The following is a 23,110-nucleotide window of genomic DNA, read 5'->3' on the forward strand; positions in this document are numbered from 1 at the left end:
CAATATAGAATTGACTTTACAAAAATCAAATAGTTTAAATCCACATGTTTCTGTTGATTGTGTAATTTTTGGCTTTGATAAGGGCCAATTACAAGTTTTATTAATCAAAAGAGGGGGCAAAGATGAGGCTTTGGCGCTACCAGGAGACCTGATTAGAGATGATGAAAATCTGGATGAAGCGGCCAGTCGTGTTTTATATGAACTTACTGGTTTGAGGAATATATTTCTAGAGCAGCTGCGGGCTTTTGGAGATCCTGAGCGGTTAGAAGCTAATTCGGATATTCAATGGCTAAATAGCGTGCGAGAGGAGCCTCAGGCGAGGGTAATTACTATTGCGTATTATGCTATAGTGAAGCCGGGTAAGTTGCACCCTAAGCCCTCGTCTTTTGCTAGTGAAGTAAAATGGATGCCGGTGCTGGAGCTGCCTATGTTGGCTTTTGATCATAGTGTTATTCTATCTCAGGCTTTACATCACTTGGCTGCCAGCCTAAAGAAGGAACCACTGCTGGCCTTTGAAATGCTACCGCGTAAATTTACGCTCAGACAAATACAGAAATTGTACGAAGAGGTGCTTAATAAGAATATTGACAAAAGGAATTTTCGTAAGAAGCTTCAGACGGCGGGCATGCTCATTCCTCTCGATGAAAAAGAGGTGGGAGTATCTCATAAGCCAGCCCGTTTTTATCAGTTTGATAAGAAGAAAATCAAAACTAAAGGCTGGCTATAAAGCAGTTGTTTTAAAGCGAATTAAGCTGAGCAGATGCTTTAAATAGCAGCTCGGCAGTAGCAGGATTAGTAGCAATAGGAATATTGTGTACATCACAAATTCTCATCAGCATTTGTACATCTGGCTCATGCGGATGCTTGTCTAGTGGATCTCTGAAAAAGATTACCATATCCAGGTCATGCGTGGCAGCCATAGCCGCTATTTGTGCGTCTCCACCAATAGGGCCCGAAAGGAATTTGGTTACTTCTAAGCCAGCATTGGCTACGTGGCCACCAGTGGTGCCAGTAGCAAATAACTCTACATGTGTCAGTAGTTCTTTGTGTTTCAGTAAAAAAGCTACCATCTCTGGCTTTTTCCCGTCATGAGCGATTATCGCTATTTTCATAGTATAAAAAAATTTAAAATGCTGTGAGACAAAAATATAACATTATATGAAATAGCACCGGGAATAGGCTTAAAATCAATTGAAAAGTTTAACTATAGCAGATCTGCCTGCTTGTACAGTCACTTTTTTGATGGAGGTATATTTGCTGCCAGGTGCACGGTCTACCCTAAAAACTATTTTATAATTACCCGGCTGTAGAGGTACTGATATTTTGGACTTATCATGATCCAGGTCATATACCCAGTGCTGTATTCCATTCTCATCAATTTCGTAGATGCTACCGTAGCCTGCAGCATTATTCACTATATTTAGAATACCGGGAGAAGGGAGGTTGAGGTCGGTAGTTTTACTTTGTGAAATACTTACATTTCTAAATTTTCTTCTTGGGGTGGTGAGTACTTCAACGTCATAAGTGCCTACGAGATAGTTTTGCAAGGTATTGATATCATGAATATTTACGATCTGATTTTTGCCTCTTTCTGTAATAATTGCTCTCACCCCATGGTGATAATAAGCAGCGTCCTCCTGAGTTATATTTAATGATCCTTGAGGGGCGTTTACCTGTATGACATTGTGCTTGCCCGGCACCAGATTCACATTACGTTTAACGGCTGGAGGAAGCGTGTTGACCACTACATCATAGGTAAGAACAGGGTCTAGCTGTACGGAGTCTGGCTTGCCGCGCCCATCAAGGTAATGAACAAAATCAAAGGCGGGCTCTCCCGTAAAGCTATTCACGAAAGTGACATTGACATTGGTTTCTTTGGGGCGTTGATTAATATCCAGAAGTTCTACACTGGCAGATGTTTTTACTAAACTAGTAGTGATGGCTTTGTTTAAGGCATATTTAAAGCTATTAACATCCTTAGCATCATAATACTCTCCAATGCATTTAAACTGTTTTTTATATTCTTCCCCCATACCTATACCTATTATAAAAGGTCTAAGGAAGATGCCTTTTTTCTGCAGTGCCAGTGATACGGCGCAGGGGTCTCCATCGCAAGATTCAATACCATCAGTAATGATAATAATGATGTTTCGGTATCCTCCTGAATTTGGGAAGTCATTTGCCGCCTGCTCCAGTGAATAGGCAATAGGGGTAGTGCCTTTCGGATCTATCTGGTTGAGCTTATTATTTATGATATCATGATTGTTTCTAGAGAATCCGACTTCCAGCCTGGTGTCTTTACAGTTTTGACTGGAGCGGCGGTATAGATGTCCATATGCACGAAGGGCAAGTTCTAGCTTGGTGTTAGTTTTAAGGGAATCTACCAACTCTGTGAGGAGCTCTTTGGCAGCGGTTATCCTGTTAACATCTCCCCAGCCGGCCAGCATACTTCCCGAGCCATCGAGCAGGAATAGTATCCTGGTTTTTTCTGGAAGCACCTGCTGTACATCTTGTGCTTGCAGGTGGTAAATGAACAAAGACAGGAGAGAAGTTAACAGGATCTTTTTCATATAATAAAAGCTGAGCATTAAACTGATAGAGATTATTGTAAATCTATCAATTTAATTGCTATTATGACCAGGTTCCTAGCTTGCCAGCATAGAAATCATTATATGCCTGCTCTATTTCTTCTTCGCTGTTCATCACAAAAGGACCGCGAGCTACTAATGGCTCATTAAATGGAGTGGCATGTCCAAAGAGTATTAAACTGTCCTCATCGGCTTTTATTCTGATATCTTCGCCCGTATTATCAAACTCTACCAGGTTAAAGTAGCTGACAGAAGTATTATTAACGTTTACATTTCCTCTTATTACATAAAAGAATACATTTCTGTCGGCAGGTGCTTTTAAGTCATATTGAGCGCCCGCTTCAAGTGAAATGGTACTTAGGAAAATATCAGTTAGCGTATCAAATGCTCCTTTTTGTCCGTCTATAGTGCCGGCTACCAGATTGATGGTGGTTTTGCCATCCTCACTCTTTATTGCAGGTATTTTGTCTTTTTGTAAGCCGATATAGGCCGGAGCTGTCATTTTATATTTGGCAGGTAGGTTTACCCATAGTTGAAGTATCTCCAAATCACCACCTTGTTTTAGAAATTCGTCAGATGATACCTCTGCATGTATGAGTCCACTACCTGCAGTCATCCACTGCACACCACCTTCATTGATGACACTCTCATGGCCTCCTGTATCTTTATGAGCTATATCACCTTCTACGATGAAGGTAACGGTCTCCATTCCTCTGTGTGGATGAGGGCCAAAAGGCAGTCCATTATTGTTTTCAGGGTAAACTTGAGGCCCGTGATGATTCAAGAATATAAAAGGATCAATTTGTTCCAGAGTGGCAGAAGGTATAGGAGATACCGTTTTAAGATCTGCTATAGGTCTGGATATCGCTTTATGTATTTTTTTAATTGTTCTCATTGCTAATTACTAAAGTGTTTGTCCAAATATACAACTTAATGTTTAAACATTAAGTTCATACTTCCTTAATCTAATTACAAAAAAGCCTTAGCTCATGTTCTAATCTCAATGGATAAATTTTGGTTTTCCAACTAGCACAATTCTATTGTCTTTATAAACATTTAAAGAATAAAGGAATTAATTGATACCGTGAAGATGCCTTTAAATAGGAGGTTATTATATTTACCTCATAACGAAGAAAAAAATGATTGAGAAGCTCGCAGAAGAAACTTTATCCGGATGGGGAAACATTCCTAAATCCCCTTGTAATGTGGCTTACCCTACGCAGGAAGGAGAACTAATTAATTATCATCCTGAAGAATCTATGTTGGCCAGAGGGAAGGGCAGAAGCTATGCTGATCAGGCTACTAATAGCGATCATATTATATTGAAAATGGAAAGGATGAACCACTTTCTTTCTTTCGATGAAGAAACTGGCCTTTTAACCTGTGAAGCAGGAGCTACTTTAGATGAAATTATCCGAGTTTTTGCATCGCGTGGGTGGTTTCCTATGATTAATCCGGGAACCAAATTTGTTACACTGGGGGGTGCTGTTGCCAATGACATTCATGGCAAAGCACATCATGTAGATGGATCTTTTGTAAACAGTGTGGAGTATTTCACTATTTTGTTATCAGATGGGCGAATACTAAAAGCAAGCAGAACTGAAAATGAAGATCTGTTTTGGGCTAATTTTGGAGGTCTCGGCCTTTTGGGCGTGATTTTAACGGTTTGCATCAGACTCAGGAAAATAGAGACTACTTATTTTGTGCAAAAATCAATAGTAGCTAAGAATCTGGATGAGATGCTCGCTGCAATAGACAGTGCTGATGAGCAATATAATTACTCCGTGGCATGGATAGACTCTTTAGCTACAGGTAAAAACTTTGGAAAAGGAGTGCTCGTAGTAGGAAATGAAGCCAAATTAGAGGATTTACCAGCTAATCTTCGTAAAAATCCATTAAAAACGGGCGGAGTTTCTAAGCTTACGGTTCCTTTTTACTTACCTTCTTTTACCTTGAATAAGCTTACGGTAAGCATGCTCAATAAGGTGTTGTATATCAAGCAAAAAGGCGGTACAGGGATTTCTCATTATGATGGTTTTTTCTTCCCTCTTGATATGATTAATGAGTGGAATAGAGGGTATGGAAAAAAAGGCTTTATTCAATACCAGTTTGTGGTGCCGGAAGAAGGAGGTAAGGAGAGTATAAGGCTGATTTTGGATGCTATTACTAAAAGTGGATGTGTGCCTTTTTTGAATGTGCTGAAGAAGTTTGGAGAAGGGCAAGGGGCTCCGCTATCATTTCCCATGAAAGGATATACCTTTGCTATTGATTTTCCTGTTACTGACAGGCTTAAGGATTTCACTAAGAAGCTGGATAAAATGGTGCTGGATGCTGGAGGTAGAATATATTTAGGTAAAGACGCTTATCTGGATGAGGCTACTTTCAAAGCCATGTATCCTCAACATAAAGAGTGGCTTGAGGTAAAGCGCAAGTATGACCCTAAAGGGGTTTATAGCTCGGATCTTGCCAGAAGAATAGGTCTCACTATCCAATAGAAACGAGAAAAAGCAGGAGTTTGTAAGGGATAAACCTCTCACAAACTCCTTTTATTTATAAGATCTGAGCAGTGTGATCTTTCGTTTTTACTTTGTTAATTATCTTTTCTATTTTGCCTTCTTCATCTATAAGAAAAGTTACTCTGGCGGTGCCCATGTATTTTCTTCCGTACATTTGCTTTTCTACCCATGTGCCGTATTTCTCATGAATTTGTTTTTCAGTATCAGCTAAAAGGGTAAAAGGTAGTTCCTGCTTTTCTATAAATTTTAGATGCGATTTTTCAGAATCTGTACTTACGCCTAATATTTCATATCCTGCCGCTTGTAATGCTTCATAATTATCTCTCAAGTTACATGCCTCTGCAGTGCAACCAGGAGTACTATCTTTAGGGTAGAAGTACAGCACTACTTTTTTGCCTTTATAATCTGAAAGCTTAACAGTGCTTCCATTTTGATCGTTAACTTCAAAATCTGGGGCCTGATCACCTTCTTTTAATTCCATTGTTAGTTGATTTTTGTTGTATATACTTTTTCGTTATTTGAATTGTCTGTCACCACTAGCTTTACTTCTCCGGTAAAAGGCTTCTTAGGGTCCAGCTTTTCTGACCATATCAAGTTGGTTTTATAGTCATAATTCATAAGTACCCATGAGCCGTCTACTGAGCATTTAAATTCTTTAATGCCTGCCCTGTCGTCATAGATTTTGAAACGTAATTCATTTCGGGTCACTTTTACAGGTACTATGCTTGGTGGGTTAATGTCTTTGAGTATAGTAAACCTGCCAAAATCTCTGGTGGAAAATGATATTTTGTCATAGTTCCAATCTCCACCTTTGTAGTAAGCCGCACCTCTTTCGTTGAGCAGATAAACAGCGTATTTATCGGCCTCTTTATAAGGTATTTGAGGTTTTAAAGTTACTCCTATGTAGCTTCTTAAAGGCACATCTGTATCTCCAATAAAAAAGTACTCCTTGTTGGCTACGCTATCATACTGGTAGTCCGTTTGAAGATAGAGGGTATCGAATAGGTCTGCTTGAGTAAAAGATATATCAATAAGCTCACTGTAGTATTTGTATGACGATGATGGAGGAATCATATCCTTGTAATTCATTTGAGTATTTTTGCCATTGATATCTACAGAAAAGGGAAGGCCTTTTCTCATATCCCAGAGGTATACACCTACATTTCCATTAATGGTGTAGTCAGGCGTTATTTCTTTCTTTTCAGGAAGGTATAGGCTCACTGTAGCAGGCAATTCACTATTATTAATGTCAGCTTTTATTACCAGGGTGTTTTCCTGTAGGTATATGCTGCTTTGTTCGTGTCCATACATTTTAATTTCCTCAGGAGCCGTTGGGATGCTCTTCAAAGAAAAAGTAATCTTACTTTCGTTTCCATAGCTGTCTTTCATGAGAATTTTAGCAGGATGTTCTGCCAAGCTATTAAAATTCAGCTTACCTTGGTGAGCATTTGTAGTATAAAACTGTAATTCATTGCCATCGTCAACAAAGAGTTTATGATACCTGTGTCCGGTATCTTTTAGCTCCTTATAGTCCATGTGCTTAAGAATGTTTCTCTGCTCACCAAAGTTAAACGTGGTAATATCTTGTTTGAATACAAGGTTATTATCTACATCCAATACTATTTCATTAACACCGCATCTAAAACGAGCATTATCAAGCTTATCATAAGCGTATAATTCAATGCCTATTTCTCCGGTTACCTGTATGGGTTCATCAATTACATAGTCATTACCCACTCGCCTAAGGGTAAATACTTCTCTTCCGAACTTTCCATTTACTCTTGAATTTTTGTTTAACGTAGTAATTGCTAGTTCTTCTGCCACGGGCGGGGTTTGATCCAGTACTTCGTTAAATCCATAGTGAAGAGGATTCAAAGGTTTATTATTTCTATCTCTGATGTCAAAGTGCAAATGAGGACCACCAGAGCCACCGCTGTTACCGGAGTAAGCAATGGTGTCGCCTTTTTTTACATCAAATTGGCCTTTTCTAAAAAACAAATCGATATCAAACTGTTGCTTACGGTATTGCTCTTGTCTGATGTAATCTGCTAACTCTCCAGTAAATTGCTCCAGATGACCATATACAGAAATGTGGCCATTGGGGTGAGTAATGTATACCGCATTGCCATAACCATAAGGAGATATGGCTATTCTTGACACGTACCCATCCGCTGCGGCCTGTACCATTAGTCCTGTACGACTTTCTGTTCTTATATCTATACCAGTATGAAAATGATTAGACCTAAGCTCACCCATGGTGCCTGCCAGCGTATTTCTTATGCCCGGTTTTATAGGAAACAGATAGTAGCCGCTTTTGCCTGGGCTATACTCCGCCTCAGAACTCTGCGAAAAAGAGGTTAGCGCAAAGAATGTTAATATTAATGTAAAATATAAATGTCTATTTAACCTCAAAATCCAGTAGTTTCTCATTCTCAATATACGCTGATAGTTTATTTCCAATTTCAACAGGCCCAACACCTTTAGGAGTTCCTGTAAAGATCATATCTCCCTGTTTAAGCGTGAAAAACTGAGAGATATATGCTATAATGTAATCAAAGCTAAAAAGCATAAGACTAGTGTTTCCCTGTTGTCTTACCTCATCATTCAGTTCGAGACTGAAGTTGATGTTATTTAAGTCATCGAATTTCTCTTTAGGGAGAAACTCTGACACTGGGGCCGAACCATTAAAGCCTTTGGCCAGTGCCCAGGGCAGTCCTTTTTCTTTAGCTTTTTGCTGAAGATCTCGCGCCGTAAAATCTACCCCAATACCTATCTCCTGATAGTATTTATGAGCGAACTTTTCTTGTATGTTTTTACCCTCTTTAGAGATTTTTAAAACCAGTTCCACCTCATAGTGGATATCTTTGCTAAAATCAGGGTAAAAAAACGGAGCATTATCTTTTAATAATGCCGTATCTGGCTTAGTGAAAATCACGGGTTCATCGGGCCTTTCGTTGTTCAGTTCTTCAATATGTTCTACATAATTTCGTCCTACAGCAAGTATCTTCATTAGAAAAACTATTTAGAAGTGGTTTGGTTATATTAAAAATAAAGGAAGTTGTTTTATTATCTTCAGAAACAATAATTTAGGCCTAAAGTTGAGAAGATTTGAACTATTGAAAAAATTAAATTATGATAAAAAAGATATTATTTCTATTCGTAATTGGGCTGTTTTTGTACAGTTGTGCCAGTGTTCCTGTTACAGGCAGGTCTCAGTTAAATCTGGTTTCTAATTCAGAAATATTACCTATGAGTTATGATGAATATCAGCAGGTATTGAAGGAGAGTAAACTTTCTAATAATCAGAAATATGTTGATATGGTAAAAACGGTAGGCAAGAAGATTCAGGTGGCCGTAGAAGAGTATATGAGGCAAAATGGCATGTCTGATAACCTTAAAGGGTATTCATGGGAGTTTAACGTAATAGACTCAGATCAGGTAAATGCCTGGTGTATGCCTGGGGGTAAGGTGGCTTTTTATTCTGGGATAATGCCTATTTGCCAAGATGAAACTGGTGTAGCTGTGGTTATGGGGCATGAGGTAGCGCATGCTGTGGCTAATCATGGTAGGGAAAGAATGAGTGAATCTCTCATTGCTAATTTTGGTTTGAGCTCATTAAGCACTGCTTTTGGACAGGATCCTTCTCTTACTCAGCAGTTGCTATACCAATCTGTAGGTATTGGTACCCAGCTAGGTATGCTAAAATTTTCACGTACTCATGAATCTGAGGCTGATCATATTGGCTTGATATTTATGGCTATGGCTGGCTATAATCCTAGTGAAGCCCCTAAGTTTTGGGAGCGCATGGAGGCCAACAGTGGTGGTGCCCGACAACCAGAGTTTCTTTCTACTCACCCTCACCCAGATACGCGAATAGCCGACTTGAAAAAAGAATTACCAGAAGCACTTAAATATTATAAGGGAGCGAAGTAAGAGGTTGTTCCTCCTGTTTAACTATAATTTTCATAGTTTTGCAGGCAGGATGAAATAAGATAACTATGCAGAACATAAAATTGGATGTGTTAGCTTTTGCGGCGCATCCTGATGATACTGAGCTGAGTTGTGCCGGCACATTAGCAGCTCATATAGATCAAGGATATGCCGTAGGAGTGGTGGATTTTACACGTGGCGAAATGGGAACCCGAGGATCTGCTGAAATTAGAGAAGTTGAAGCCAGAGAATCAGCTAAAATATTAGGTCTGGCGGTAAGAGATAACCTGGGCTTTGAAGATGCCTTTTTTGTTAATGATAAAGAACATCAGCTGGAGGTAGCCAGGGCTATAAGAAAATATAGACCTAACATTATACTCGCAAATGCAGTACATGACAGGCACCCAGATCATGGTAAGGCCGCTAAACTGGTAACAGAAGCCTATTTTTTAGCAGGACTAACTAAGATAGAGCTTACGGATGAAGAAGGGAATACTTTAGAGCCTTGGAGGCCAAAGTCAGTATATCATTACATTCAAAGTTTATACATTAAGCCTGATTTTGTGGTGGATGTAAGTAATTACTGGGAAAAGAAAATGGAAGCCATACGAGCTTTTAAATCTCAGTTTTATGACCCTGATAGTGACGAACCAGAGACTTACATTTCTTCGCCTGAATTTATGCAGGTGATAGAAGGAAGAGCTAAAGATCTGGGGCAAGGTATAGGAGGTAAGTTTGCCGAAGGTTTTACTATAAACAGATACATAGGCGTGAAAGATTTGCATGACCTTTTATAATAGGAGGTGAAATATGTCTATTACTTTAACTACACCGGCCCTTTTATTTCCAGCAATTTCTTTGCTTTTGTTGGCTTATACTAACCGGTTTTTAGCTATAGCTTCGCTTATCAGAAGTCTGAATGTGAGGCAAAAAGAAGCACCTAAGCCTACAACTTTAGGTCAGATCAAGAGCCTGAAAAGCAGACTCAGACTTATAAAGAACATGCAGATTACAGGCGTATTTAGTTTTTTTCTATGCGTACTTAGCATGTTTCTTCTCTTTCAGGAGCATAACACCTGGGGCGAATATGTATTTGGAGTTAGTATAATCGCTCTTCTGATTTCACTTGCTATGTCATTACAAGAGCTGGTAATAAGTACCAAAGCCTTACATCTTGAGCTAAGCGATATGGAGCACGAATAATCATTTATTCGTGCTTTTTTATGACTTCATTAAAAAGGTAAATCTTTTCTTTTCCCTGATAAAAGCGTCTTTTTTGAGTCTAAACAGATAAAATTTACTTGAGTTAACTTTCTATCGGGGTAATTTCGTACAGTTCAGCATTCTTTTTAGGTTGTATACCATCTCCCATTTCTTCGGCGTAGACCTTGGTGAAAGCAGCTCCATAATACATGATCATAGAGCAGTAGAAGATGAACAGAAAGAGTACCATCACTGAGGCAGAGGTTCCGAATATATTGTTGATATTATCAGTAACCAGAAATTGTGTGAGGATGTATTTTCCCAGGTTAAATAATATGGCAGTGAAGGCCCCTCCAATGATGGCCGTTTTGCCGTGAATTTTAGCGTCAGGTAGGTACTTGAATAATATGGCAAACCACAGCGTGACGGAAAGTAAGGATAGCAGGTAACTTACGGTCATTACTATAAATGAGTCTACCCCAGGTATAAGTTGGTCGAGATAATCTTTAAGTACGGCCACCGAAGCATCTGCCACTAACGATCCGAAAAATAAAATACCACTCACCAAAATGAGCACAAAGGAAATGAGGCGTTGTGTAAGGTTATATTTCAGTTTTTTGCTGGTTTTAATCCTTATATTCCAAATGCGGTTTAGGGCTTGCCTTATCACATGAAATAAAGTGGTAGAAACAAAAACCAGAAATAAGCTGCCGCCTATCGCAATCCAGGTGCTACTAGCCTGGTTACGAAAGTTTTGAACTATATTATTAATTTGTTTTGAGGTGCCTGAGCCAAAGTATTTCTGTATTTCATTGAATAATTGCTCTGATAGGGTCTCTTGTTTGAAGTATAAACTAAGTATACCCACCAGAATAATTATGATAGGAGGTAGGGAAAAAACAGTGAAAAATGCTGTAGATGACCCTAGTAATAAGGGTTGATTGTGTCTCAGGCATTTAAAAGCACTGAGAAAAAGCTTTAGCCAATTGGTGATAATCTTCATAAAGAACTAATGCCACATTCTAATTTTAGGGCTTTCAAAGCGCAAAGGTAAACGTTTAATAGTAAGACCCAAGAAACATCTACGTTTGATTACATTTTAAAATCTGTAGTAAAAACCAGTAGTAATTGAGATGCTCTCTACCTCTTTATTGATATTGTATTTATCAAACTGAGGGTTCGTATACATATAATCGACATTAAGAGGTATCTGCAATCTTGATCCTAGCGCATATTTAACAGAAGCTCCTGCATTATAAACGATAGAATGACCTTTTTCTACTTTATCCTCGTACTGAAAATAAAAGTTAGAATGGATGGGTAGCATGGTTATGCTATAACCGACCATAGGCCTTAAATCAAAGGAAATAATTTTACTTAGGTTATAAGATAATAATGGGCCAGCCATTATGCCACCATAAGACCAGCGGTTCATATCCGTATTCTCCATCGTATTAGTAGAAGCAAAGGCCGAAATATTAACCCCTATATATTTACCGAAATAATATCCCACATCTACGTTGGCTCGTGTTCCGGTTTTGGTAATAAAGTCATAATTATTTAAGGGCATAGATGGCCCTATATTTATGCCCACAAAGCCTCGTTTCTTATTAACCATTTGTGCTCTGGCTGTCTGCCAGCATAAAACGCACATGATTGTATATATAACTATTGACATTTTCATCATATATAAAATGAAGAAAGCCAGTCAATTGTTTAGCGAACTAACGTTATGGGCTAGAAATATTATTAATGTAAGTGCTTAATAGATAAGGAAGGGCTATGATAGAAAATTATGCTGGCTTTAATGGTAGAGGATAGGTTAATTGCGGGTCGCTTTTACCGCTCCCTGTATAAATTGTATTGCTCCAAATAAAACAGCTCCCCAAAAGATGAAACCAATATTAGCAATAGTAAGTACTAATCCACCAACCATCCATACTGCTCCATAAATCATGTCTTTCTTAGCTTTACTTTTCTTTACCTCAGCAATTTGTTGTTGCATATTATTTACAACTATATTAGCTATTTCTGCACTTAATCCTCTTTCAGTAAGCCGGTTTTTCACTTCCACGGAGCCAAGCTTTTGGTTCACAAGCAAATCTGCTGCATACATGTATATCTGATCTACAGTTTGTTGTTTTTCCGGTGATAGGCTTGTTTCCATAATTTCCTTAATAAATTTAGTGATAATATATATCTATTTAATTATGGATTGGTAACTGAATATTTTAACATTTTGCTACTAAGTTTCATATGTAATATTTTTTTTAAAATAAATAGTTAAAAAAATAATCGGTGAATAACAAATGCTAAATGGATTTAACTGTAATTGTTAATTTAAATATTGGAATTATTTAATAAAATGAATTGAAAAATTCGGTTACAACATGTAACTTTCATTGAATTAATCTCCAAAAACCTACATCCTGACAACAAGCCAATTATTATTAATTTTTAACACGTGGTAATGGAGCATATTCAAGGCATTGAAACGGTTCAATCAAGAAAGATATTACAAGGATTGCCACAGGAGGATGTTGAAGCCATTACTTCTTTAGCAAAACAAATTTGTGGCACTTCGCTAGCTTTCATTACACTGATAGAACATGATAACCTTTATATATTGGAGTCTGAAACGAGAGATGTAACGTCTATTCCGGCCTCTTTTGCCTTTTGCCATTATACTTTAAAGGATAAAGAGGGAGTTTTTATAGTGCCTGATGCCAGTGAAGACTGTCGATTTAAGGATAATCCTTATGTAACAGATCCCGAAAGGGGCACTAAGTTTTATGCCGGAGTTACCCTGCTTTCTTCTAATGGAAATCCTATGGGAACACTCTGTGTTCTTGATAGAGATTCTAATCAACTTAACGATGAACAAACACGTGCGCTGAAAATTTTAGGCAGACAAACCATGAACTTGTTTAAATTAAGAACCAGTAAACTTCATTTGGAAGATGCCTTGTTAGAGTTAACTGCCACCCAAGGTAGTTTGAGAAAAGCAAAAAATGATGCTGAGTTTAAGGTAGAGAAATTACGTTTTCTTACTCATGCTGTTAATGTAGGTCTATTTGAGAAGAGCGTGGTGGAGCAAATAGAGGCGTGGTCTGATGAGCTTTACAGGATGCTGGGCCATAAACCTGGCGATATGGAAGGTTCTATCCGTAATTTATTTAAAAAGGTACACCCGGCAGATAGAGGGAAAATAAAAAAGCTCATATACCGCAGTGGTGGCCAGAAGAAGGTAACCATATTAGAACTAAGGCTAAAAACTAAAAGCCATGGATATAAGTGGTTTGAGGTAGCAGGGAATATTAAAAGAGATAAAAAGGGAAAGGTGCAATTGCTTATAGGGCGGGTACTGAATATTCATGAGAGAAAAGTTACAGAGAATCAGCTCAAAGCCTTTATCGATTATTCACCTGCCGCTATAGCTATGTTTAATAAGGATATAGAATACATAGCCGCCAGTAAAAAATGGCTTAGTGACTATTTGCTCACAGAAGCTGACGTAATGGGTAAAACCATTTATGATACTTTCACCAATATGGATTTGCAATATTGGAAAGAGATTCATCGTAAATGTCTTTTGGGTCACATTGAATCTAATGAAGGGGAGTTTATTGAGGAGATCGTTGATGGAAAAAGCATGTGGCTGAAGTGGGAGATTAGGCCCTGGTATATCAGTGAAGATGAAATAGGGGGCATAATGGTGTTTACCGAAGATATCACTCAAGAGAAGCATAGAAATATCGAGCTTAAAAGGGCCAAGGATAGTGCAGAAAGAGCATCTAAGGCTAAAGCTCAATTTTTAGCAACTATGAGTCATGAGATAAGAACTCCTCTAAATGCTATCAATGGACTTTCTCACTTATTAATATCAGAAAACCCAAGGCCTGACCAGCTTGATCATCTGAAACTGCTCAAGTTTTCTGGTGATAATTTGCTTAGTCTGGTCAATGATATATTAGATATCAATAAAATAGAAGCAGGTAAAATTATCCTGGAAAGAAAAGCTTTCGGGCTGGAGATGCTAATTAAGAATATAAAGGATTCGTTAATATACAAGGCGCAGGAAAATCTGGTTGATCTGAAGGTAGATTATGACCCTAAACTGCCGAAGTACTTTATAGGAGATGCCACCCGCATGAGCCAGATAATGTATAACTTGGTAGGTAATGCCATTAAATTTACACATCAAGCAGAGGTGAAAATCTCTCTTGAACTGATAGAGAAAAAAGAAGAACAATATAATATCAGGGTTTCAGTTAAAGATAAAGGTATAGGCATTTCTAAAGATAAACACGAAAAGATTTTCAAATCGTTTGAGCAGGCTAATGAAGATATTTCCAAATCTTATGGAGGTACAGGACTAGGGCTGTACATTACCAGAAAGTTGTTACACATGATGGGAAGTGAAATAGCAGTGTGTAGTGAGGAAGGTGAGGGCTCAGAGTTTTACTTTTGTATTTTACTGGAAGAAGGGAATGTCCTACCTGATAAAGTGAATTACCAAGTAGGGGTGGAGTACATTCAGGCTCAAGATATAAAAGTACTGGTAGTAGAGGATAATACGGCTAATCAAATACTGATAAGTAAATTTCTTGAAAAGGCCAATGTAGGTGCAGATATGGCTAACAATGGTGAAGAAGCACTGGTGATGATAGAATCTCAGACCTACGATATGATCTTAATGGATTTGAGGATGCCCCGTATGGATGGGTATAAAGCCTCTATGCTCATTAGAAAAATGAAGGGTGATTATTATAAGAATGTGCCCATTATAGCTCTTACAGCTGATGTGTTTTCGGAAGTACAGGAGAAGGTGTATGGCGCTGGCATGACAGACTATCTCAGTAAACCATTTAAACCTAGCCGATTGTATGAAACCCTTCACAAGTACTCCGGTAGGGTAGTGAGGTTGGAGCCTGACCAGCTGGTTGCAGGTGCAGATGAAAAAGTGAAAAATATTATACATTCATATGGCAATGGTGACAAGGCCTTCGAGCGTGATTTTGCAAAAAGATGCAAGAAGAATTATATGGAGTTTGTCAACACGTTTAGATGTACGATTGAGAAGTCTGACCTTGAGTCTTTGAATGATGCTATTCATAAAATAAAGAGCCTGAATGCTGTTTTCGAGCAGAAGGAGCTACAAGATAAGCTTGTGGAATTGAGTGCCCTTGAAGATGAATTTGTAAAGGCAAGGGCACTACATCAGGAAATTCTCGATCACAGCTATAATATGATAGCTATTCTCAATAGCATTGCATAATATTTATCTAATTTTGGCTTTACAATGAGTAATTCGGCCTGAGTGGGTTGAAGATTTTTATTCTCCTTGTTCTCTTACACTGTGACACCATATTTTTTATAATAGAATTGAGATGCTTGGTGATAAATAATATTGTGTCTATATGACGTAACCTAATTTATTAGTAGCTTCGCGTTTTCTTATCTAAATAATAGATCACCTTACCTATATTTTTTAATATCTTATTATTTTTTTAGATGCTTAATAGGAAAAATTACTTAACAATCATTTTTCTGAGCTTAATTTCTATATCATTTATAGTAGGCTTAGTAATTCTTAACAGTTGGCAAAAGTCTTATACTGTTAAAGCTGCAGAATTTTTAGGAACTGTAGAGCAAATTCAAGAAAAGAGTGCCACAGCGATAATAGCGCTTGGAGGCGACATCACTTCAAAAAAGAAAGTAGCAGGAAATATGGCAGAAGCCATAGAGCTTTTGCAGCAGATTACCCCCACAGAAGGGCATGACTTTCTTGAAATTGAAGATCCTAATTGGACTTATTTAATGTCACAAGGTAAAGCCATGAGTCAGATGGTTTCTCAAGCTCTTCAATTAGGGGAGAGCAGTCCTGCTGTCTTAAGTGAACTTGAAGAGTTATACCATGAAGAAGCACTTATTCTCAATCAAATATCAGAAAAAGTTAAGAGCCGTTTAGAAGAAAGATCGTTTGCTTATGACTTAGGTTTGGTAGTCTTATTTTCAATTTTCTTTTTATGCACTATAGTGCTAGCCATGCTTACCTGGAAATACCTAAAAAGCAGCAAGGAGAAAACTGCTGAGGTAGAAGAGCTGAAAAGTATAGATAAAAACAGGATTCAGAAATTTAGTGAATACATCCATTCTATCTCTCTCGGCAAGTTTGACGATATGGAAAAGGTAGATACCGGAGATGACTATTTGTCTACTTCTTTGACAGAACTGAAAGATCAGTTCAAAAATAACAAAGAAGAAGATGAAAAGAGATCATGGATAAATGTAGGGGTGGCAGAAGTCAATGAAATGCTACGTGTACATGATGACCTAGAGCTAATGGCTAATGAACTGATTTCATACATTATAAAGTATTTAAATGCTAACCAGGGCTGCCTTTTCATAGCAGAAGATATAGAAGAGGATAGTCATATGAATATGTTGGCGATGTATGCTTACGGAAGAAAGAAATACCTGCAAAGAAAAATAGCTAAGGGCGAAGGACTGGCAGGACAAAGCTGGCAAGAAGGTCAGCTCATTCATCTTAAAGAAGTGCCAGAGAATTATGTAAATGTAACTTCAGGCCTAGGTAAAGCATTGCCAAAGAGTATACTCATAACCCCCCTTAAACTGAATGAGTTTAACTATGGTGTTATAGAAATAGCCTCTTTTAATGAATTTGAGCCTTATCAGATAGAGTTTGTAGAACGCATCTCTGAAGTGATAGCCTCTATGGTTTCTAACATGATGACTAATGAAACCACAAAGAAGCTGCTTGAGGAAACACAGGAACAGGCAGAAGCAATGAAATCTCAGGAGGAAGAGATGCGCCAGAACCTGGAAGAGCTATCAGCCACCCAGGAAGAAGTACAACGTGTACTGAAGCAGGTTCAGGATAATGAGCAATTTATGTCTGATGTAATGGACTCTACTTCAGATATTATTTTTACTGTAGATAATGATTTTAGGCTTGTAAACTATAATAAATCCTTTGCCTCTATTTGGGAGGGTAATGAACCCATAGGTAAAGGCGTACTAATAGCCTCTTCATTTAATGAAAAAGAAAGAGAGGCACATTTCTCTTTAATGCGCCAAAGCTTAGAAGGAGAGGTAGTAGAGGCTAAGATGGTTAAAACCTTAAAAGGCGAAGATGTCCATTTTAGTGTAATATATAGTCCTATTAAAAATCAGATGGGAGAAATAGTGGCCACATCGGTATTTGCAAAAGACATTACCGAGATGGAAAATAATAGGATTAGGCAACAGGAACTATTGAAGGAAACACAAGAACAGGCCGAAACTATGAAAGCTCAAGAAGAGGAGCTAAGGCAGAACCTGGAAGAGTTATCTGCTACCCAGGAGAATATGCAAGAGGCTATGCAAGAGGCTCGTGATAAAGAACAGCTGATTCATAGTATTATGAACTCTACTGATGATGCCATCTCTACTGTTGATAGAAATTGTAAGGTCATTAATTTTAATAAAAAGTTAGCTGATAACTTCAAAAAAGAAGGTATAGAAATAAAGGCGGGCATGAGTGTTTTTGACTTACTGGGAGATGAAGCTAAAAAAGTATATAGAAAAAACTATGACCGGGCCTTTAACGGTGAAGGCACCAGTATAGTTGATGAATATGTTATAGAGGGAAAAACAGTTTACTACCTCACTAACTATCATTCACTTACAGATGCTGAAGGTCAAGTGATAGGAGCGGCTGTGTTCAGTAGAGATATTACCAAAGTGGAGACAGAAAAACGAAAGATGGAAAAATTGCTTTTAGAAACGCAGAAGGAATTGGAAGCGTTGAAATCTGAGCAATAGACTAAAAGCAGACTTTATAAGCCCTGCACCATGAATAAAACGTAATTTATAGTAGATTTTTAGTTTAATAGAGTTGTTTTAGAGTCTCGGAAAGATGATGAAGGTCATTATTTTCGAGACTTTTTTATGTTAAGAGGAGAAGACAGTAGCTTTGATTGGAAAAATAGTTTTACGTATATTCATACCGTAATATTTGAAAAAATGTCGTCGGAGAGGAGCTATTTCTAATAAGAGACTTCCTTTTTATGGACTTTATTTTTTAACCTGTTCAATGTCAGTTAGTTATAAGATCGTCGATGTCCAGGGGAAATCATATGATCATAGGTCGACGATTTTTATAGTTCAAAAAGTTATTTGAAATCTTGGAAAATGAGGAAAATAAGGTGATTTTCACTTTGAAGTACACCGGCTTCTAATCGCACCTATGAGGAATTGAAATTGAGTTGCAGTTCATTTTTGCCTTCATCTCTTATCGGCTTCTAATCGCACCTATGAGGAATTGAAATGCTTTTCCTGATGAATCTAGGTGCCAGTTGCGTGTACTTCTAATCGCACCTATGAGGAATTGAAATGAACCTGATTCAAATTCATCTCTGAGTGATTCCTGCTTCTAATCGCACCTATGAGGAATTGAAATTTGGAAAAAAAGAAAGGGACGAGGAAATCCTTAAACTTCTAATCGCACCTATGAGGAATTGAAATTTATCTGAAAACTTCAACTCATAATCATCAACTTTACTTCTAATCGCACCTATGAGGAATTGAAATTTGCAGCAGCAATAACGTTCCAACCTTCTTTAGATCTTCTAATCGCACCTATGAGGAATTGAAATTTGCAGCAGCAATAACGTTCCAACCTTCTTTAGATCTTCTAATCGCACCTATGAGGAATTGAAATGTTGATATTCAGGGGTTTTGTACGCGCGAGGGCTCTTCTAATCGCACCTATGAGGAATTGAAATATACTACACTGATTCAGAAAAATCTTTTTATTCAGAACTTCTAATCGCACCTATGAGGAATTGAAATATCTATCATTAGAATAGGGGGAGGAACAAATCAACTTCTAATCGCACCTATGAGGAATTGAAATAGATAGATGGAAGTCTTATGTTGAAATCATTAAGCACTTCTAATCGCACCTATGAGGAATTGAAATACTAAAGACCGAAACGAAAGCCTTGCACAAATCAATAACTTCTAATCGCACCTATGAGGAATTGAAATCTAACTTTTCTAGCAAGTCTTAGTTGCTTACCTCTGCTTCTAATCGCACCTATGAGGAATTGAAATAACTTAAAGAACATTCCAAAACCGTGTTCATTACCCTTCTAATCGCACCTATGAGGAATTGAAATTTAGCTCCGAAGACGATTAAGAAAAAGGCCATTCTTCTTCTAATCGCACCTATGAGGAATTGAAATACTTTTATGATCTATTCTAGAACTCTGAGACTGAAGTCTTCTAATCGCACCTATGAGGAATTGAAATACTTTTATGATCTATTCTAGAACTCTGAGACTGAAGTCTTCTAATCGCACCTATGAGGAATTGAAATAGAGATCAAAGCATATCTTTTTCAGAATTTGAAGACTTCTAATCGCACCTATGAGGAATTGAAATAAAATGACCGTCATAAATGCCCCACAAAAACACCCTACTTCTAATCGCACCTATGAGGAATTGAAATTCAAATGTGCTTCTATTGCATTGTAAGGGATATTATTCTTCTAATCGCACCTATGAGGAATTGAAATAAAACTATCAAGCAGCTCCTTCCCTTCACTGTTAGTCTTCTAATCGCACCTATGAGGAATTGAAATAAAACTATCAAGCAGCTCCTTCCCTTCACTGTTAGTCTTCTAATCGCACCTATGAGGAATTGAAATGTGACATCTACTATTATATTTTGTTGCTTATTCTCTCTTCTAATCGCACCTATGAGGAATTGAAATAGGAGTCCCTTACCTCTGAGGCAATGCCTTTTTTCTTCTAATCGCACCTATGAGGAATTGAAATCCAGCTGGATATATTAGCCCTGATAGCTCTATTACTTCTAATCGCACCTATGAGGAATTGAAATTTACTTGAGCAATTTTAGTTAATACTTTTTTTAAACTTCTAATCGCACCTATGAGGAATTGAAATATAATTGAGCAATTTTAGTTAATACTTTTTTTAAACTTCTAATCGCACCTATGAGGAATTGAAATATTTAACATAAGTTCATTAAATCGGGGATTATTTATCTTCTAATCGCACCTATGAGGAATTGAAATCCTTTTAGGTTATTTGATTACACTAAGATAACCGCCCTTCTAATCGCACCTATGAGGAATTGAAATTAAGCATGTACAGCTAATTCATTGCTATATTCTACTTCTAATCGCACCTATGAGGAATTGAAATATACCTTGACGGATAGTTGCTCTTGTGTAATTTTCTGCTTCTAATCGCACCTATGAGGAATTGAAATATACCTTGACGGATAGTTGCTCTTGTGTAATTTTCTGCTTCTAATCGCACCTATGAGGAATTGAAATCAAAAGATTCGAAAGGTATCATTTTTGATTGTAAATCTTCTAATCGCACCTATGAGGAATTGAAATGTAGTTGCAGCACCTGATCTATAAGCGAAATATAACTTCTAATCGCACCTATGAGGAATTGAAATTTGTTCATCAGGTGCGGTATTGAATATTTCTAAGGCCTCTAATCGCACCTATGAGGAATTGAAATACTAATAAGCTCATTAGTAGGGATTTATGGTTTAAACTTCTAATCGCACCTATGAGGAATTGAAATTTGCCTAGGTGGTGCCAGGTGATAGACTCATTTCCCTTCTAATCGCACCTATGAGGAATTGAAATAAAAATTCTGAATAAAAAGAATTGTCTTGACCTGTTATCTTCTAATCGCACCTATGAGGAATTGAAATGGTTAAATCCTCATCTTTGTTTTTCCAGTAGTGCGAACTTCTAATCGCACCTATGAGGAATTGAAATATCATGTGCAACGAAGTGTTGCCTGGTGATAGTTTCCTTCTAATCGCACCTATGAGGAATTGAAATTCCAGTAAAGTTTTACCATGGTTCCTTTAGAGGCTACTTCTAATCGCACCTATGAGGAATTGAAATTTGATATTATTGCTATGACTCCTAATGCGTTATCTGACTTCTAATCGCACCTATGAGGAATTGAAATTGACCATCAGCGTTAACTGGAACAATAGCATAAAGTCTTCTAATCGCACCTATGAGGAATTGAAATTAATTCCTTCTCGTAACGAAGTATTCTTGCAGTGTGCCTTCTAATCGCACCTATGAGGAATTGAAATTCCCTATTCAAGTCTTGATTTTCTATGCAGTTTAATCTTCTAATCGCACCTATGAGGAATTGAAATTAATTCCTTCTCGTAACGAAGTATTCTTGCAGTGTGCCTTCTAATCGCACCTATGAGGAATTGAAATTGAAAGCTAAAAGCTCTTTTTTGGTCATGTCTTGAACTTCTAATCGCACCTATGAGGAATTGAAATTGAAAGCTAAAAGCTCTTTTTTTGGTCATGTCTTGAACTTCTAATCGCACCTATGAGGAATTGAAATATAACCCTTTCATTAATTCTTAGAAAGCCCCAAATAGACTTCTAATCGCACCTATGAGGAATTGAAATCTTTGGATGTTGCGGGGTTAAGCTTGGAAGTTCTTGTCTTCTAATCGCACCTATGAGGAATTGAAATCAAATGATTTCTTACCTTGCGCCATATTTAAAGTTTTCTTCTAATCGCACCTATGAGGAATTGAAATGATCATTAACCAAGTAAATAGCTATAAAGCTGAAACTTCTAATCGCACCTATGAGGAATTGAAATTAAACGGGTAGGGTATTTCTATAAAATACCAAATTGCTTCTAATCGCACCTATGAGGAATTGAAATAAAAATAATGCAGCTCGGTACAATAATAAAATTACTTCTAATCGCACCTATGAGGAATTGAAATCTGTTTGATAATATGACCTCAGTATGTGTACTATCCTTCTAATCGCACCTATGAGGAATTAGCTGTAATAATTCAATACCCAAAATGCTTTCACAAAGAAATTCTACGCTTTCGGAAAGTAATTCTGGTCCTTCGCAAATCTTTTTATTCTTTGCCATTCTTTAATGTTATCTATGGATAAATAATGTATTTGTTAGGTAAATCAATACTATTAATATTATTAACTTAATGAATATTATTAAATAAGATTGATATGAGACTGAGGATAACATTAAAATCGGAAAGTGATAATTGCCAGCTGCCCATCAATTATCAATATGTGGTACACAGCTGGATTTATAGTGTTTTGCAAAAGGCTGATGCTGAGTTTAGCCAATTTTTACATGATGATGGTTACAGAGATAGAGGGAAAGCCTTTAAATTTTTCCATTTTTCTAATCTGACAGGATTGCCCTATCAGGTGAAAGGAGATAGGATCATATTTGATACCGATTACTTGCACCTTACAGTAGGTTTTTTATTGCCAGACGCTATGCAGAAATTCATTCTGGGCTTGTTTTATAAACAGCGCCTGGTATTGGGAGATAAAAAGAGTAGCGCAACTTTTAAAGTAGAAGAGGTGCAGCTGCTGGCACGTCCTCATTTCCAAACCACCATGAATTATAGAGCGCAAACGCCATTAGTCATCTCCAAAAAAGAAGTCACTGACCGATATGCTCAATATTTATCTCCAGAAGACGGCCGTTATGAAATGTGCTTCATCAACCACATGCTGCAAAAGTATAAAATAGCCGTTCCGCAGTTAGTAGATGAAGTATCTGCAGAAGTAGATGATTTCATAGCCATGCAATGGAAGCTACAATCAGCACCCAGAAAAAAGGGAGTAACCATTAAGGAAGGCACGCCACAAGAAACACAAATAATAGGCTATGTCTATGATTTTGAGTTTACGGCTCCTCCAAAAATTCACCAAATGGCTTATGATGCCGGCTTTGGCGAAAAGAACAGCCTGGGTTTTGGGTTTTGTGAAGCTAGAAACTAAAGTT

At 37.5% G+C, this 23,110-nt stretch carries 17 protein-coding genes and 1 CRISPR repeat array; of the genes, 8 read left to right on the forward strand and 9 right to left on the reverse strand.

Features of this window, described 5'->3' with window-relative positions:
* Window positions 1–10 precede the first annotated feature (10 nt).
* Entirely contained in the window at window positions 11–727 is a 717-nt protein-coding gene (locus JL102_RS07600) for an NUDIX hydrolase (protein WP_202243681.1), read from the forward strand.
* Window positions 728–737: 10 nt separating this feature from the next.
* On the opposite strand, the gene JL102_RS07605 is transcribed toward JL102_RS07600, so the two are convergent.
* The 3 genes from JL102_RS07605 to JL102_RS07615 all read right to left on the reverse strand — a co-directional run bounded on the left by JL102_RS07605 (window position 738) and on the right by JL102_RS07615 (window position 3,483).
* Window positions 738–1,112, reverse strand: coding sequence for a methylglyoxal synthase (locus JL102_RS07605; protein WP_202243682.1), 375 nt, complete (start codon window positions 1,110–1,112; stop codon window positions 738–740).
* A gap of 75 nt (window positions 1,113–1,187) precedes the next feature.
* The gene (locus JL102_RS07610; protein WP_202243683.1) at window positions 1,188–2,570 is read right to left on the reverse strand and encodes a vWA domain-containing protein; all 1,383 of its coding nucleotides are present in this window, start codon (window positions 2,568–2,570) and stop codon (window positions 1,188–1,190) included.
* A 61-nt stretch (window positions 2,571–2,631) separates the two neighbouring features.
* On the reverse strand, window positions 2,632–3,483 hold the full coding sequence (locus JL102_RS07615) for a pirin family protein (RefSeq protein WP_202243684.1): 852 nt from the start codon (window positions 3,481–3,483) through the stop codon (window positions 2,632–2,634).
* Between the two features lie 244 nt (window positions 3,484–3,727).
* Here JL102_RS07615 and JL102_RS07620 point away from each other — a divergent pair, with 244 nt between their 5' ends.
* The gene (locus JL102_RS07620) at window positions 3,728–5,083 is read left to right on the forward strand and encodes an FAD-binding oxidoreductase (protein ID WP_202243686.1); all 1,356 of its coding nucleotides are present in this window, start codon (window positions 3,728–3,730) and stop codon (window positions 5,081–5,083) included.
* 55 nt (window positions 5,084–5,138) lie between these two features.
* Here JL102_RS07620 and bcp read toward each other — a convergent pair whose 3' ends face one another.
* From bcp to JL102_RS07635, 3 genes are read right to left on the reverse strand one after another with little or no spacing between them, the layout of a single operon-like run.
* Window positions 5,139–5,585, reverse strand: coding sequence for a thioredoxin-dependent thiol peroxidase (gene bcp, locus JL102_RS07625; RefSeq protein ID WP_202243687.1), 447 nt, complete (start codon window positions 5,583–5,585; stop codon window positions 5,139–5,141).
* Window positions 5,586–5,587: 2 nt separating this feature from the next.
* A complete protein-coding gene (locus JL102_RS07630) occupies window positions 5,588–7,534 on the reverse strand; it encodes a M23 family metallopeptidase (RefSeq protein ID WP_202243688.1) in 1,947 nt (648 codons plus the stop codon).
* Window positions 7,503–8,114: a fumarylacetoacetate hydrolase family protein gene (locus JL102_RS07635; RefSeq protein WP_202243689.1), complete on the reverse strand. Its 612-nt coding sequence runs from the start codon at window positions 8,112–8,114 to the stop codon at window positions 7,503–7,505. Before JL102_RS07635 ends, JL102_RS07630 begins: the two co-directional genes overlap by 32 nt.
* A gap of 122 nt (window positions 8,115–8,236) precedes the next feature.
* Here JL102_RS07635 and JL102_RS07640 point away from each other — a divergent pair, with 122 nt between their 5' ends.
* The 3 genes from JL102_RS07640 to JL102_RS07650 all read left to right on the forward strand — a co-directional run bounded on the left by JL102_RS07640 (window position 8,237) and on the right by JL102_RS07650 (window position 10,237).
* Window positions 8,237–9,037, forward strand: a complete 801-nt coding sequence (locus JL102_RS07640; protein ID WP_202243690.1) for a M48 family metallopeptidase — start codon at window positions 8,237–8,239, stop codon at window positions 9,035–9,037.
* 74 nt (window positions 9,038–9,111) lie between these two features.
* Window positions 9,112–9,831 (forward strand): bacillithiol biosynthesis deacetylase BshB1, encoded by a 720-nt coding sequence (gene bshB1 / locus JL102_RS07645; RefSeq protein WP_202243775.1) that lies wholly within the window; start codon window positions 9,112–9,114, stop codon window positions 9,829–9,831.
* Between the two features lie 13 nt (window positions 9,832–9,844).
* Window positions 9,845–10,237: a DUF2721 domain-containing protein gene (locus JL102_RS07650; protein ID WP_202243691.1), complete on the forward strand. Its 393-nt coding sequence runs from the start codon at window positions 9,845–9,847 to the stop codon at window positions 10,235–10,237.
* A gap of 103 nt (window positions 10,238–10,340) precedes the next feature.
* Here the strand turns inward: JL102_RS07650 and JL102_RS07655 are convergent, their stop codons facing one another.
* The 3 genes from JL102_RS07655 to JL102_RS07665 form a co-directional block, all read right to left on the reverse strand.
* Entirely contained in the window at window positions 10,341–11,240 is a 900-nt protein-coding gene (locus JL102_RS07655; RefSeq protein ID WP_202243692.1) for a YihY/virulence factor BrkB family protein, read from the reverse strand.
* A gap of 96 nt (window positions 11,241–11,336) precedes the next feature.
* Window positions 11,337–11,915: an outer membrane beta-barrel protein gene (locus tag JL102_RS07660; protein WP_202243693.1), complete on the reverse strand. Its 579-nt coding sequence runs from the start codon at window positions 11,913–11,915 to the stop codon at window positions 11,337–11,339.
* 144 nt (window positions 11,916–12,059) lie between these two features.
* Window positions 12,060–12,404, reverse strand: coding sequence for a hypothetical protein (locus JL102_RS07665; protein WP_202243694.1), 345 nt, complete (start codon window positions 12,402–12,404; stop codon window positions 12,060–12,062).
* 303 nt (window positions 12,405–12,707) lie between these two features.
* Between JL102_RS07665 and JL102_RS07670 the strand changes: the two genes are divergently transcribed.
* From JL102_RS07670 to cas6, 3 genes are all read left to right on the forward strand, one after another.
* Window positions 12,708–15,515 carry a hybrid sensor histidine kinase/response regulator gene (locus JL102_RS07670; RefSeq protein ID WP_202243695.1) on the forward strand — a complete coding sequence of 936 codons (2,808 nt, stop codon included), beginning with the start codon at window positions 12,708–12,710 and terminating at the stop codon, window positions 15,513–15,515.
* A 236-nt stretch (window positions 15,516–15,751) separates the two neighbouring features.
* A complete protein-coding gene (locus JL102_RS07675; protein WP_202243699.1) occupies window positions 15,752–18,064 on the forward strand; it encodes a PAS domain-containing protein in 2,313 nt (770 codons plus the stop codon).
* Between the two features lie 409 nt (window positions 18,065–18,473).
* Window positions 18,474–22,129: a CRISPR direct-repeat array (repeat unit 30 nt; unit sequence CTTCTAATCGCACCTATGAGGAATTGAAAT).
* Between the two features lie 188 nt (window positions 22,130–22,317).
* Window positions 22,318–23,106: a CRISPR-associated endoribonuclease Cas6 gene (gene cas6 / locus JL102_RS07680; protein ID WP_202243700.1), complete on the forward strand. Its 789-nt coding sequence runs from the start codon at window positions 22,318–22,320 to the stop codon at window positions 23,104–23,106.
* Window positions 23,107–23,110: the final 4 nt, after the last annotated feature.

Origin of the sequence: Fulvivirga sediminis (assembly GCF_016757215.1) — a bacterium.
In the GTDB taxonomy this organism is placed as follows: domain Bacteria; phylum Bacteroidota; class Bacteroidia; order Cytophagales; family Cyclobacteriaceae; genus Fulvivirga; species Fulvivirga sediminis.

Coding starts and splice junctions, on each gene's coding strand:
- JL102_RS07605 (WP_202243682.1), bottom strand. CDS start 1,112: ATGAAAATAGCGATAATCGCTCATGACGGGAAAAAGCCAGAGATGGTA.
- JL102_RS07610 (WP_202243683.1), bottom strand. CDS start 2,570: ATGAAAAAGATCCTGTTAACTTCTCTCCTGTCTTTGTTCATTTACCAC.
- JL102_RS07615 (WP_202243684.1), bottom strand. CDS start 3,483: ATGAGAACAATTAAAAAAATACATAAAGCGATATCCAGACCTATAGCA.
- JL102_RS07620 (WP_202243686.1), top strand. CDS start 3,728: ATGATTGAGAAGCTCGCAGAAGAAACTTTATCCGGATGGGGAAACATT.
- bcp (WP_202243687.1), bottom strand. CDS start 5,585: ATGGAATTAAAAGAAGGTGATCAGGCCCCAGATTTTGAAGTTAACGAT.
- JL102_RS07630 (WP_202243688.1), bottom strand. CDS start 7,534: ATGAGAAACTACTGGATTTTGAGGTTAAATAGACATTTATATTTTACA.
- JL102_RS07635 (WP_202243689.1), bottom strand. CDS start 8,114: ATGAAGATACTTGCTGTAGGACGAAATTATGTAGAACATATTGAAGAA.
- JL102_RS07640 (WP_202243690.1), top strand. CDS start 8,237: ATGATAAAAAAGATATTATTTCTATTCGTAATTGGGCTGTTTTTGTAC.
- JL102_RS07650 (WP_202243691.1), top strand. CDS start 9,845: ATGTCTATTACTTTAACTACACCGGCCCTTTTATTTCCAGCAATTTCT.
- JL102_RS07655 (WP_202243692.1), bottom strand. CDS start 11,240: ATGAAGATTATCACCAATTGGCTAAAGCTTTTTCTCAGTGCTTTTAAA.
- JL102_RS07660 (WP_202243693.1), bottom strand. CDS start 11,915: ATGTCAATAGTTATATATACAATCATGTGCGTTTTATGCTGGCAGACA.
- JL102_RS07665 (WP_202243694.1), bottom strand. CDS start 12,404: ATGGAAACAAGCCTATCACCGGAAAAACAACAAACTGTAGATCAGATA.
- JL102_RS07670 (WP_202243695.1), top strand. CDS start 12,708: ATGGAGCATATTCAAGGCATTGAAACGGTTCAATCAAGAAAGATATTA.
- JL102_RS07675 (WP_202243699.1), top strand. CDS start 15,752: ATGCTTAATAGGAAAAATTACTTAACAATCATTTTTCTGAGCTTAATT.
- cas6 (WP_202243700.1), top strand. CDS start 22,318: ATGAGACTGAGGATAACATTAAAATCGGAAAGTGATAATTGCCAGCTG.